5 protein-coding genes, 1 tRNA gene and 1 other RNA gene are annotated in these 13,333 nt (G+C 73.1%); 3 read left to right on the top strand and 4 right to left on the bottom strand.

The features are described from left to right. Positions 1–139 precede the first annotated feature (139 nt). Both DEJ28_RS12410 and ffs read right to left on the bottom strand, forming a co-directional pair. Positions 140–7,741 (bottom strand): choice-of-anchor G family protein, encoded by a 7,602-nt coding sequence (locus DEJ28_RS12410; RefSeq protein ID WP_111115982.1) that lies wholly within the window; start codon positions 7,739–7,741, stop codon positions 140–142. 174 nt (positions 7,742–7,915) lie between these two features. Beyond that, positions 7,916–8,012, bottom strand: an RNA gene (ffs, locus tag DEJ28_RS12415) — signal recognition particle sRNA small type. 37 nt (positions 8,013–8,049) lie between these two features. On the opposite strand from ffs, the gene DEJ28_RS12420 reads away from it, so the two are divergent. Continuing rightward, positions 8,050–8,724, top strand: coding sequence for an SDR family oxidoreductase (locus tag DEJ28_RS12420; RefSeq protein ID WP_111115981.1), 675 nt, complete (start codon positions 8,050–8,052; stop codon positions 8,722–8,724). A gap of 54 nt (positions 8,725–8,778) precedes the next feature. Here the strand turns inward: DEJ28_RS12420 and DEJ28_RS12425 are convergent, their stop codons facing one another. Continuing rightward, the gene (locus tag DEJ28_RS12425) at positions 8,779–9,975 is read right to left on the bottom strand and encodes an acetate/propionate family kinase (protein ID WP_111115980.1); all 1,197 of its coding nucleotides are present in this window, start codon (positions 9,973–9,975) and stop codon (positions 8,779–8,781) included. Between the two features lie 64 nt (positions 9,976–10,039). After that, positions 10,040–12,148, bottom strand: a complete 2,109-nt coding sequence (pta, locus tag DEJ28_RS12430; RefSeq protein WP_111115979.1) for a phosphate acetyltransferase — start codon at positions 12,146–12,148, stop codon at positions 10,040–10,042. A 142-nt stretch (positions 12,149–12,290) separates the two neighbouring features. Here pta and DEJ28_RS12435 point away from each other — a divergent pair. Then, a tRNA-Ser gene (locus DEJ28_RS12435) sits at positions 12,291–12,378 on the top strand. A gap of 310 nt (positions 12,379–12,688) precedes the next feature. Next, positions 12,689–13,333 (top strand): hypothetical protein, encoded by a 645-nt coding sequence (locus DEJ28_RS12440; protein ID WP_111115978.1) that lies wholly within the window; start codon positions 12,689–12,691, stop codon positions 13,331–13,333.

The raw sequence follows: 13,333 nt of genomic DNA on the forward strand, positions 1-13,333 counted from the left end.
AAGGGTAGCCGGGACGACCGACACCGCGTCGCCGGGCGTGACCACCTGTGGGGAGCGGCCCGGGCGCACGGACGGCACCGCGCCTCCAGTCCGTCCAGATGACGGAACCGGAGGCGCGGTGCCAGCGGTACGGCGCGGGTCAGGCGCGCCCGCGACGGCGGAAGCCACGTGCCAGGCGCGACAGGCCGAGCAGGAGGAACCCGAGGACCACCAGGCCGCCGGCCGCACCCGCGAGCGGGGCGACGTCGGCACCCGTGAAGGCGAGCCCGCCGGTGCCCGACGCGGCACCGGCGCCCGTGCCGGAGCCGGTGCCAGCCGGTCCCCCGGGGAGACCCGGAGCACCAGGCGTCCCCGGCGTGCCGGGCGTGCCCGGCGTGCCCGGCGTGCCCGGCGTGCCCGGCGTGCCCGGCGTGCCCGGCGTGCCCGGCGTGCCGGGCGTTCCCGGCGTGCCCGGGTCGTCTGCTGCATCGACGACCACGGGGACCGACTGCGCTGCCGACGTCGCCCCGTCGACCGTCTGGGTGACCCGGATCATGTGCTGGGCGACCCCGAGGCGGAGCACGACCGACCAGGTGCCGTCGGCGTCCGCCGTCGTGACGACCGGCGTCCCGTCACCCGCGACGACCGTCACGGTCGCACCCGGTTCGGCGGTCCCGGTCACGAGCCAGTCGACCCAGCCGGCGGCGGGAGCCGTCTGGTGGGCACCCGGCGTGGGCGACGTGACCGTGAGCGGGTCGACGTCGGAGACCACGATCGGCACCGGCTGCGAGACCGTCGTCGTGCCGTTCACCGACTGGGACGCCGTGATCGTCCAGTCGCCCTCGGGCACCTGGTCGAACGAGACGCTCCAGTCGCCGTTCGCGTCGGCGGTGGTGACCCGGACCTGTCCGTTCGACAGCCGGACCGTCACCGTCGCTCCCGGCGTCGCGTGCCCGGTCACCGTGAACGAACCGGTGTCACCGGTGCCGTCGGCGGGGATGAGCTGCCCGGGCTGCGGGTTCGTGATGGTCACGTCGGTCGGTTGTGCGACCACGACCCGCACGGTGCTCGTCACGGGTTCGGAGGTCCGTCCGCCGACCGTCTCGGTCACGGACACCGTGTGCGTGCCCGGCGGGACGTCCCCGACGGTCACCGTCCACGAGCCGTCGCCGCCGGCGGTCGTCGTCACGGTGCTGCCGCCGAGGGAGACCGTCACGGTCGCCCCGGGCTCGGCCGTGCCGCTCACCGGGATCGACGTCGTGCCGCCCGTGATCGGGACGACCTGCCCGTCGGTCGGGCTCGTGACCCGGACCGGCGTGGCCGCGGCCACCGAGATGCCGACCTCCGGCGCGGCGGTGGTGTCCCCACCGACTGTCTGCGTCGCGGCGACGGTGTGCGTGCCGGTGCCGACCGCGCGGAGCGTCACGGCCCACTCGCCGTCACCGTTCGCCGTCGTCGTGACCGGGGTCCCGCCGTCGACGCTGACCGAGATCGGGGCGTTCGGTGCCGAGACACCCTCGACCCGGACGTCGGTGGTGCCGCCGATGACGCGGTACGCGGTGCCGTTCACCGGCGAGGTGATGACGATCGCGTCGGCCTCGGCGACCTCGACGGTCAGGTCGCGCTCGATCGGCGACGACGTGGTGCCGTTCACGACCTGCGTGACGACGATCGTGTGGTCGCCCTCGTCGAGCCCGGTGACCTCGGTCGACCAGCGGCCGTCGGTCCCGACCGGGACGTCGACGGGGGTGCCGCCGTCGACCACGATCCGGACGGTGCCGCCGGCCTGTCCCTGTCCGCTCACCGGGACGGTCGCGTCCGTGGTGCCGGCCGGGACGGTGACGGTGTCGCCGTCGGCGGGGGTGTCGACCGTGAGCGCCGTGCCCGGCGCCACCGTGAAGGTGGTGCTGACCGGTGCGGACGTCGAGCCCTCGACCGTCTGGGTGGCACGGACGGTGTGCGCTCCGACCGCCAGACCCTCGAGGTCGAGCGTCCACGTGCCGCCGTCCGTCGCGGTCACCGTCACGGGGTCTCCCCCGTCGACCGAGACCCGGACGTCGGCGCCCGACTCCGCCGCACCGTTCGCGGTGACCGTCGCGACGGAGTCCTGCTGCGCGACGCGCACCGTGGAACCGTCGGCCGGGGCGGCGATCGTGATCGGATCGGCGACGAGCACGCGGATCGCGACGGTGACCGGGGCGGAGACGGTGTCACCGATCCGCTGGGTCACGCTGACCGTCGGGGTCCCCGCGGGGACGTCCGGCACCGAGACGCTCCAGGCGCCGCGGTCGTTCGCCGCGGTGGACTCGCTGCGTCCACCACCGAGGTCGACGACGACGGTCGCACCGGCTTCGGCGGTGCCGCGCACGTCGACGGTGGTGGTCGCACCCTCGCCGGCGACCGTGTACTCCGCGCCGGCCGTCGGCTCGGTGACCCGCACGGGGTCGCCCGCCTCGATCACGACGGTGGACTCGACCGGGGTGGTCGAGGTGGAGCCGTCGACCGTCTGGGTGACGCTGACGTCGTGCGTGCCCACGTCGAGGCCCGGCACGTCCAGCGTCCAGTTGCCATCGTCGCCGGCGGTGACCTCGACCGGGTCCCGGTCGTCGACGGTGACCGTCACGGTGGCGCCCGGCTCGGCGTCACCGGCGACCGTCACGGTCGTGGTGGCGTCGCCGTCCGCGACCGTGATCGGGTCGTCGCCCGGCTGGCGGATCGTGAGATCCGCGGCGGCCACGACGGACACCGGTCGTCGGACCGCTGCGCTCGTCGTGTCGTTGACCGTCTGCGTCACCTCGGCCGTGTACGAACCGGTGGGCACGTCCTCGACGGTGGTGGACCAGCTGCCGTCCTCGCCGACGGGTGCCGTGGCCCTGCCGCCGGCGCCGAGGTCCACCGTGACGGTGGCACCCGGCTGGGCGGTCCCGGCGAAGTCGACGTCGGTGGTCGCGTCGTCGTCGGCGACCGTGACCGACGTCGGCCCGGCGGGCGTCGTCACCGCGAGCGGCGCGCCGGCCCGGACGGAGACCCCGGCGGAGACCGGTGCGGACGTCTGGCCCTCGACGACCTGCGTCGCGCGGACGGTGTAGTCGCCGACCGGGACGTCCGTGAAGGTGGTCGCCCACCCACCGTCCGTCTCGGCGACGACCTCGTCGGAGTCGCCGTTCGACAGGGTCACGGTGACCGTGGCCCCGCCCTGCGCACGTCCGGCGGCGCGCACGTCGGCCGTGCCGGCCGCGTCCGCCACCGTCAGGACGTCGCCGTCCTCCGGCGTGGTGAGGGTGAGTGCGGTCGCGGCGCGGACCGTCACGGTCTGCTCCGGACTGGAGGCAGTGGTGCCGTTCACCGTCTGGCCGGCGGTGAGCGTCGGGGTACCGACACCGACCTCGCCGAACGTCACGGTCCAGTCGCCGTCACCGTCGGCCCTCGTGGTCAGCTCGTCGTCGCCGAGGCGCACCGTGACCGGAGCGCCCGGTTCGGCCGTGCCGGAGACCGTCACGTCACGCGTGGCGTCGGCATCCGGCACCAGGAGCACGTCGTCCGCGTCGGGCGAGGTGACGAGCACCGCGTCCGCTGCCTCGATCGTGATCGTGCGGGTGACCGGGTCCGACTCCGCGGGGTCGGAGACCGTTCCCGGGAGCGTCTGCGTCACCGACACGGGGTGCGTGCCGACCCCGAGGTCCGGGAAGGTCACCGACCAGGTGCCGTCCGGGTCGACCGTCGTCAGCTGGTCGTCGGCGTCGGCCGTCGTCGCGGTCACGGCGGCGCCGGGCTGGCCGGTCCCCGAGACGGTGACGTCGCGCTCGACGTCCGCACCGGCGACCGGGATCGCCGCGGTGGTCGGTGCCGTGATGGCGAGCGGCTCCGCGGTGACGACCTCGAACGTCGTCGGGATCGCACTCGTGACGACGTCCTCGACGCTCTGGCTCGCGTTCACCGTGTAGGGACCGACGGGGGCGAGACCGGTGGCGTCGACGGTCCAGGCGCCGTCGCCGTTCGCCGTCGTCCGGAACCGGGTGTCCGGGCCGAGCGAGACGGTGACGTCGGCGTTCGGCTCGGAGGAGCCCGAGATCGTCACCGTCGCGGTGGCGTCGGCGTCGGTCACGACGAAGCGCGACCCGACGGCCGGCGACTCGATCGTGACGGCCGTCCCGGGCACGACGGTGAAGTCGCGCGTGACGGTCGGACCGGTCGTGCCGTTCACGGTCTGCACGGCGGTGACCGTGTGCTCGCCGATGCCGAGCGTCACCGGGTCGGTCGCCCAGTTGCCCGAGGCGTCCGCGACGACGTCGACCGGGTCACCGTCGTCGACCGTGACCGCGACGCTCGCCCCGGACTCGGCGGTGCCGCGCACCACGACGTCGACCTGGCCGCCCGCACCGGCGGGGACCTGCTGGGCCGCGGTGGGCGACTCGATGACGACGTCGTCGCCGGCCTCGATGGAGAAGTCCCGGTCGACGGCGGCGGAGGTCGCACCCCCGACGGTCTGCGTGACGGCGGCGGTGTGGTCACCGGTGCCGACGTCCGACAGGGTCACCGTCCAGGCGCCGTCGGTGTCCGCGGTCGTGGTGACCGGGTCGTCGGCGCCGTCGAGGACCACGCTGATGTCCGCCCCGGGCTCGGCGGTACCGGACACGTCGACGTCGATCGTCGAGTCGTCGGTCGCGACCGCGGTGGTGCTCCCCTGCGTCGGCGAGGACACGACGAGACCGGCGCCGGCGGCGATGGTCACGGCCTGTCGCACGGCCGGCGAGGTGGTGCCGTTCACGGTCTGCGTGGCCGCGATCGTGTACCGGCCGACGGGGACGTCCTGGACGGTGGCCGTCCACGCGCCGTCGTCGTCCGCCGTCGCGGTGGCGGTCAGCCCGCCGCCGAGCGAGACCGTGACGTCCGCGCCGGGCTCGGCGGTGCCGGCCAGGTCGAGGTCCGTCGTGGTGTTCGCGTCGAGGACCGTCACGGTGACGCCGGGCTCCGGCGTGGTGATCGCGATCGGCGCACCGGCGGCCACGGTGAAGTCCGAGGTCACCGGGCCCGAGGTCGTGCCGCCGACGGTCTGCCGTGCGGTGGCGGTGCGGTCTCCGACGGGGACGCCCTGGAAGGTGGCCGTCCAGGCGCCGTCGTCGTCCGCGGTGACGACGACGGTGAAGGACCCGCCGATGCCGACCGTGACCTGCGCGTTCCGCGCCGCGGTGCCGGACACCGTCACCAGCGTGGTCGACGTGGCGTCGGCGACGGTGATGGTGCTGCCGTCCTCCGGCGCGTCGATCGTCAGCGTCGGGGCCGCGGTGACGGTGAAGTCACGCGTGACCGGGGTGCTCGTCGACGAACCGACCGTCTGGGTCACGTTCGCCGTGTAGTCGCCCACGGGGACACCGGTGACGCTGGTGGACCAGGTCCCGCCGGCGTTCGCGGTGGTCGTCGCCGTGCGGCCACCGCCGAGGTCCACGTCGATGCGGGCACCCGGCTGCGCGGCACCCGAGAACGGGACGTCACGGGTGTCGCCGGCGAGCAGGAAGTCCTGGTCCGCCGTCGGGGTGTCGACCGTCAGGGTCGCGGCGGCCACGACGCGGAACGCGCGGGTCGCCGGGGCCGAGGTGCTGTCGCCGACCGTCTGCGTGACGCTCGCCGTCTGGTTGCCGACCGGGACCGCCGGCACCGTGACGCTCCACGCGCCGGCGCCGTTCGCCGTGCCGGTCGCCGTCACGCCGCCACCGAGGTCGATGTCGATGCGCGCGTTCGGGGTCGCGGTGCCCGTCAGCGTCACCGGGGCGGTGGTGCGGGTCGTCGTGAAGGTCTGGCCGGTGGTCGGCGACGTGATCGTCAACGCCTGCTGCGCGACGACGGAGAACTGCTGCGTGGCCGAGCCCGCGGCGGTCCCCCCGACGGTCTGCGTGGCGGTGGCGGTGTACGAACCGGTCGGGACGTTCGCGATGGTGGTGGTCCACGTGCCGTTCGCCGCGACCGTCGCGGTGCCGGTACGGCCGCCGCCGAGGGTCACCGCGATGGTGGCACCGGGCTCACCGGCACCGCTCACCGTGACGCTGCGGGTCGAGGACGCCGTCGGCACGCTGAACACCTGGTTCGCGGTCGGCGCGGCGATGGTCGGCGTGGCGAACGCGGTCACCCGGACCGTCGACGTCGCCAGGTCCACGGTCGCGGCGTTCAGGCCGGGCAGGACCGACAGCCGCAGGGCGTGCACGCTCCGTGCTCCGGGGTCGTACCCGCGGGCGTCCCGGAACCCGGTGGTGGTGTCCTGCGCGTTCACGGTCAGGTCGATCACCTGACGGAGGAGCAGGACGACCGGGGAGAGCAGCGTCGAGACCGCCGTGGTGAGGTCCGTCAGGGTGGTGCCGAGGGACGTCAGGGCGGTGCCGCCGACCAGTGGCCGGAGCGCGGTCTGGAGCGTCGGGACGAGGATCCCGCTCACCACCGGGGCGAGCACGGTGCCGAGGGGCAGCGGCAGACCGAGCAGGCTGCCGGTCGCGGTGATCGTCGGCGTCGCCGTCGTGGTGCCGGCGAGTGCCCCGAGCGTCGTGTCGGCGCGGAGACCGATCGCGACCGCGGAGGCTCCGAGGGCGGAGACGTTCGTCGCCACGTTCACGCGCACGGCGGTCGAGTTGATGGTGTTGACCACCGCGGTCTGCAGGGCCGTGGGCAGCTGCGTCCCGAGGATCGTGGCGATGCTCCGGTTGATCGAGGTCACCGCGGCCGCCGTCAGCACCGGCGTGTTCGCCGGCTGGTCGTTCAGCGTCGTCAGCTCGTCGAGGTCCACCGTGATCGTGCCGGTCGCCGGGGTGATCGTCACCGCACCGTCCGTCAGCGGCTGCTGCAGCACCTGGGCGAGCGTGCCGTCGAGGTTGAGGTTCGCGGTCGCCGTCACCGTGGTGCCGTTGACGGTCACGAGCCCGAGCAGCGCCTGCCGCAGGAGCTGCTGGATCTGGCTGGTGACCGCGGTCGTCGTCCCCGCGAGCACACCGTCGGTGCCGAGCACGCCGTTGACCGAGCTCGAGACGTTCCGCAGTTCGGTCCGGAGCGACGTCGTCAGGCCCGCGACCGCGGGACTCGTCAGCGAGAGGTTCGCTCCGGCGATCCGGTAGTCGCTGGAGGTGGTCACCGTGGTGCCGCGGGTGGCGGACAGCGTCGAGGCGAGCGCTCCGACCTGCAGCTGTGCGTTCGAGAGCACCGTCGTGTCGGCGCCCACCCGTGAGAACAGGGAGTTGAGGTCGAGCGTCGCCGCTCCGGTGCCGGATCCGGTGCCGACGCCGATGCCGCCGTCGTTGGTCAGGAGACCGGACGACGCGGTGGCCCCGTTCGCCGAGGTCGTGGCGTACTGGCCGTCGACCCCGAGGGTGAGGATGCCGTTCGGCCCGAGGAGGTTCACGTCGTTGCCGAGGTCCACCCCGACCGCACTCAGCGCCGTCAGGTCGAGCGGCTGGTTCGTCGTGCCGCCACCCGTCGTCGTGCCGCGCGCGGAGTAGGCACCGCCGAGCTGCGCCAGGGTGTCGACGTCGACGATGCCCGAGCCGCTGAGCAGGACGCCCTCGGCCTGGGAGACGTCGGACTGGGCGGCCGCCGCGGGTTGGATCGCCACGGTGGCGGCGACCAGCGCCGTCACCGTGGCGACGACGCCGCCACGCAGGAGGAGACGCCGGTCGTCCGTTGCTCGTCGTCGAGCTCGGCCGCCAGCAGCGATGATCCGTCGTGTCCAGTTGTTCGCCGTCGTGGGTACGCGGGTACCCCGAAGCGACGCGTGCCTGCGCATGCGTGTCTCTTTTCCTGGCGGGCACGCCCGCCACCTGATCCGGAACTCCTCCGCTGGTGAGGCGGTGGAGGATCGGAATCCTGGTTGGGGATTCCTGGGGCTGATCTTTACACATGATCAGGTTGCTGTCCGCAACCCGTTACGAAACGGACACCGAACGTGTCGTGACGGAACGAAAAAGACTCCCCACGCACCCGCCAGAGCCCGGTTACCCTTGCTGCGTTTCCGCCCTGGGGGAGTTGGCCTGGATGGCGTCACGTGAGGAGCCGCCGAGAAGTCTACCGGACGGGACGGGCAGAATCGGACACATGAAGATCGCCATCGCCGGAGGACACGGCCAGATCGCACTGCTCCTCGCCCGCCTCGTGACCGACGCCGGCCACGACGCCGTGTCGATCGTCCGGAACCCCGCCCACGTCACCGACGTGGAGCAGCAGGGCGCGCGGGCGATCGTCGCGGACCTCGAGCAGCTCGGGGACGACGACCTCGCGCTCCGGCTCCGCGGGGTCGACGCCGTGGTCTTCGCCGCCGGCGCCGGACCGAACAGCGGCGCGGAGCGGAAGCTCAGCGTCGACCGCGACGGAGCGATCCTGCTCGCCGATGCGGCCGAACGCGCGGGGATCGCGCGCTACGTGATGATCTCGGCGATGGCGGCGGACTCGTACGATCCGGAGCGTGCCGTGGTGCCCGCTCGCAGCGAGGCCGACGTGTTCCAGGTCTACCTGCGTGCGAAGGCCGAGGCGGACGCGAACCTCCGTGCCCGCAGTCTGCGCTGGACGATCGTCCGTCCGGGCGGTCTGCTCGACACCCCGCCGCAGGGCACGGTCGACGTCGGCCGGACGGTGCCGCGCGGGTCGATCCCCCGTGCGGACGTCGCCGCCGTGGTGTTGCACGCGCTCCTCGACGACACCGCGGTCGGCGTGCAGTTCGAGGTCACGAGCGGCGACACCCCGATCCCGGCCGCCCTGTCCGCACTGAGCTGAGCGCCCGCCCGCGCCCGCGAGACACCGCCGGCCCCGGGAGACACCGCCCGTCCCTCAGAGCGCGACCGCAGCCGACTGCCGGGCGATCTCGAGCTCCTCGTTCGTCGGGATGACGAGCACCGCGACACGCGACGTGTCCGCGGAGATGAGCCGCGCCTCCCGGGAAGCCAGCTCGTTGCGGTCCGGATCGATCTCGATGCCGAGGTGGCCGAGCCCGGCGAGGACCCGCCGGCGCAGCAGCGCGTTGTTCTCCCCCACACCCGCCGTGAAGACGACCGCGTCCAGCCCGCCGAGCTGCGCCGTGTAGGCGCCCACGTACCGACGGATGCGGTGCCGGTACACGGCGAGCGCCGCCTCGGCCTCGTCGTCCCCGTTGAGCGCGGCGTCCTGCACGTCCCGCATGTCGCCGTTGCCGGTCAGGCCGAGCAGCCCGGACTCCTTGTTGAGCATGGTGTCGAGCTCGTCGAAGGAGAGCCCGGCCTCGCGGTGGAGGTGGATGAGCACGGCCGGGTCGAGGTCGCCCGAGCGGGTCCCCATCACCAGGCCCTCGAGCGGGGTCAGGCCCATAGAGGTCTCGATCGACCGTCCGCCGTCGATGGCGGCGGCCGATGCCCCGTTGCCGAGGTGCAGGACAATCGTCTTCAGCTCGCCGAGGGGGCGGCCGAGGAACTCCGCGGTCTGCTCGGAGACGTACTTGTGGCTCGTGCCGTGCATGCCGTAGCGGCGGATCCGGTACTTCGCCGCCAGGTCGGCGGGGATCGCGTAGGTGTAGGCCTGCGGCGGCATCGTCTGGTGGAACGCGGTGTCGAACACGGCCACCTGCGGCACGTCCCCGAAGACCTGCTTCGCGGCGCGGATGCCCTCGAGGTTGGCCGGGTTGTGGAGCGGCGCCAGGCTGCTGAGCTCCTCGATCTCGCGCTCGACGTCGTCCGTGACGACGGTCGCCGTGTCGAAACTGGTGCCGCCGTGCACGACTCGGTGGCCGACGACCGCGGGCGGGTACTCGTCGAAGGACGGCCCGACCTTCCCGAACGCGTCGATCATCGCCTGGAACCCGGCGGCGTGGTCCGGCACCGCGGCCGAGTCGTTCGACGAGGACTCCCCCGTGAGCGCGTTGGTGTGCTTCCACACGCCCGACGACTCGCCGATGCGCTCGACGAGCCCGGAGGCGAGCGTGCGCTCCCCCTCGAGCTCGATGAGCTGGTACTTGAACGAACTCGAACCCGAGTTGACGACGAGGGCTGCGGTCACGGGTGGTGTCGCTTTCTGTTCATGGCCGGTGGGCCGGACTGGAGGCGCGGTGCGGGTCGGTCGGTCAGGCCGCGTCGGACGCGGTGCCGGCCTGGATCGCGGTGATCGCGACGGTGTTCACGATGTCGCCGACGAGCGCGCCACGTGACAGGTCGTTGATCGGCTTGCGGAGTCCCTGCAGGACCGGTCCGATCGCGACGGCGCCGGCCGAGCGCTGCACCGCCTTGTAGGTGTTGTTGCCGGTGTTGAGGTCCGGGAAGATGAAGACCGTGGCGTGGCCGGCGACCGGCGAGTCCGGCATCTTCGTGCTCGCCACCGTCGGGTCGGCCGCGGCGTCGTACTGGATCGGCCCCTCGACGAGCAGGTCCGGACGGCGCTCGCGCACGAACGCGGTGCCGGCACGGACCTTGTCGACGTCGGCGCCGGAGCCGCTGTCACCGGTGGAGTAGCTCAGCATCGCGACGCGCGGCTCGATCCCGAACTGGGTCGCGGTCTCCGCCGACGAGATGGCGATGTCGGCGAGCTGCTCGCTCGTCGGGTCGGGGATGACCGCGCAGTCGCCGTAGACGAGGACCCGGTCCGCGAGCGCCATCAGGAACACGCTCGACACGATCGAGGTGTCCGGTCGGGTCTTGATGATCTCGAAGGACGGCCGGATGGTGTGGGCCGTGGTGTGCTTCGCCCCGGAGACCATGCCGTCGGCGAGGCCGAGCTGGACCATCATCGTGCCGAAGTACGACACGTCGGTGACGGTGTCGCGCGCGAGCTCGATGCTCATGCCCTTGTGCGCCCGGAGCGTCGCGTACTCGGCGGCGAAGCGCTCGCGGAGCTCGGGGTCGAACGGGCTGACGAGCTGCGCGGCCTCGAGGTCGAGGCCGAGCTCCGTCGCACGCGTGCGGATCGCGGCGGGGTCACCGAGGATCGTCAGTGCGCACACCTGCCGCTGCAGGAGTGTCGAGGCCGCGCGGAGGACCCGGTCGTCGTCGCCCTCCGGCAGCACGATCCGCTTGCCGTACCCGCGCGCCCGGTCGAGCAGCCCGTGCTCGAACATGAGCGGCGTGACGACGCCGGACGGGGTGAGCTGCAGGCGGTCGCGCAGGGCGTCCGCGTCGACGTGCTGCTCGAACAGCGCGAGCGCCAGGTCGGCCTTCCGCGGGGAGTCCGCCGCGAGCCGGCCGCGGGTCTGCGTGATGCGGAGGGCGGTGTCGTACGTGCCGAGGTCGTTCTGTGCGATCGGCAGCGAGCTCGACAGCCCCTCGAGGAGCCGGGAGATCTGCGGGGCCGTCTCGAACCCGCCGTTGAGGATCACGCCGGCGAGGCTCGGGAAGGTCTCGGACTGGTTCGCCAGGAGGGTGGCGATGAGGACGTCGCTGCGGTCCCCCGGGACGACCACGATGCCGCCCTCGATGAGGCGCGGGAGCACGTTCTCCATGCTCATGCCGGCGACCACGGTGCCGAGCGCCTCACGGTCGAGCAGCGCTTCGTCGCCGCGCACGAGGGTGGCACCGGTCGCCTGGAGCAGCGCCCGCACGGTCGGGGCGACGAGGACGCGGTCCTCGGGGATCGCCCACACGGGCAGGTCCGGGTGGTCGTCGCGGACGGCCTGCTCCACGCTCGCCACGACGGCGGCGAGGGCGTCCGGGTCCGCGCGGTTGACGATCACGCCGAACAGCTGTGCGTGCGCCGCGCGGAGCTCGCTCGTGGTCACGTCGGCGACCTGGGCCATGTCCTCGGGCGAACGCGGGCCGTGTTCGGCGGCGTCGCGACCGCCGAGCACGAGGAGGACGGGTGCGCCGAGGTTGGCGGCGACCTTCGCGTTGAACGACAGCTCCGTGGGGCTGCCCACGTCGGTGTAGTCCGACCCGAGGACGACGACGGCGTCGCACTGCCGCTCGACCTGGGCGAAGCGGGTGATGATCGTGGCGAGTGCCGCGTCCGGGTCGGCGTGCACGTCGTCGTACGTCACGCCCACCGCGTCGTCGTAGGGGATGCCGACCGCGGTGTGCTGGAGCAGGAGTTCGAGGACGTAGTCCGGTTCGTCCACCGAGCGGGCGACCGGCCGGAACACGCCGACCCGTCCGACCGAGCGCGCGAGGGTCTCGAGGACACCGAGGGCGACGGTGCTCTTGCCCGTGTGTCCTTCTGCTGACGTGATGTAGATGCGGGTCGACACGGGACCCAGGCTAGCCGCGCCCCCGTCGCGACCACTGGGAGCGGACCGACCTGTGGAGAGCAGACGGCGCTGTGGACGGCCGTGGTCGTGCACACCCCGGAAGACCTGTACCATTGGGTGTCGTCGTCGCGAGACGGCGCCAGGAGAATTCGCCTAGTGGCCTATGGCGCACGCTTGGAAAGCGTGTTGGGTGCAAGCCCTCGGGGGTTCGAATCCCCCATTCTCCGCCAGCCGGCCGTATCCGGGCCGACGAACCGACAGCGCGTGCTCCTCCAGGACACGCGCTTTCGTCGTTTTCCGGGGTCCGAGGCCGTCATCGGTCCCCCACCCTGCGGACCGCACTGCACCCCGTTCGCCATGGACTGGCCGCGAAACGACGTGCAGGGGTGGAACGGGCTGTCCTCGATACCCGTGAGTCGCCTAGACTGCCCGGACGGACGACCCTGGGACGGGTCGGACACGGTGCACGGAGCGGCAGGGGCGTCGCTCCCCGGGTGGGCGTTCAGTGCTGCCCGGGCACTCGAGGGACGAGGAGTCCACGTGGGGGACCTGACGGCGCCGGCGACTGCACGCCAGCGCGGCACCGCCTACGACGTGGTCGTGCGACCACGGCGCTCGCTGGTGCGTTCGACGATCCTCAGCGTCGTGTTCTCCGCGGTCCCGCTCGCCGTCGCGCTCGTGTGGGTCGCCCTCCCCCTGCGCCTCTGGACCTTCGTCGCCACGGTCGTGATCGTCGTCGCGGTGCTGGTCGGCATCGTGTTCGTCCGGCTCGGCACGGCCTTCATCGGGATCGACCCCGCCGGCATCACGGTGCGTGGCGTCGTCACCCCGCAGCGCCGGGTCGCCCGCGATCGGGTGCACAGCGTGGTCCTCGCGACCACGTACGGCACCGCCGTCGAACGGACCACCCGCGAGCTCGTCGCCGTCGACGCCACGGGCCGGCCGCTGTTCCGCCTGCGCGCGGACGTCTGGGGCGACGAGGGCATCGACCGCGTCGTCGAGGCGGTCGGGGCCCGGGTGTCGGACGACGCCCGTCCGGTGCCCGCGCGGGAGTTCGCACGTCGCTGGCCCGCCAGCCGTGCCTGGTACGAGCAGCGCGCGGCGTACGTCGTGGTCGGCGCACTGGCCGTCGTCGCGGTGGCAGGGCTGCTGCTCGTCGAGACCGTCGGCCTCCTCGGCGTCTGA

It is taken from the genome of Curtobacterium sp. MCPF17_002, from assembly GCF_003234115.2.
GTDB lineage: Bacteria > Actinomycetota > Actinomycetes > Actinomycetales > Microbacteriaceae > Curtobacterium.

Bases quoted from the DNA above. Each gene is read 5' to 3' on its own strand.
- DEJ28_RS12410 (WP_111115982.1), bottom strand. From the start codon at position 7,741: ATGCGCAGGCACGCGTCGCTTCGGGGTACCCGCGTACCCACGACGGCG.
- DEJ28_RS12420 (WP_111115981.1), top strand. From the start codon at position 8,050: ATGAAGATCGCCATCGCCGGAGGACACGGCCAGATCGCACTGCTCCTC.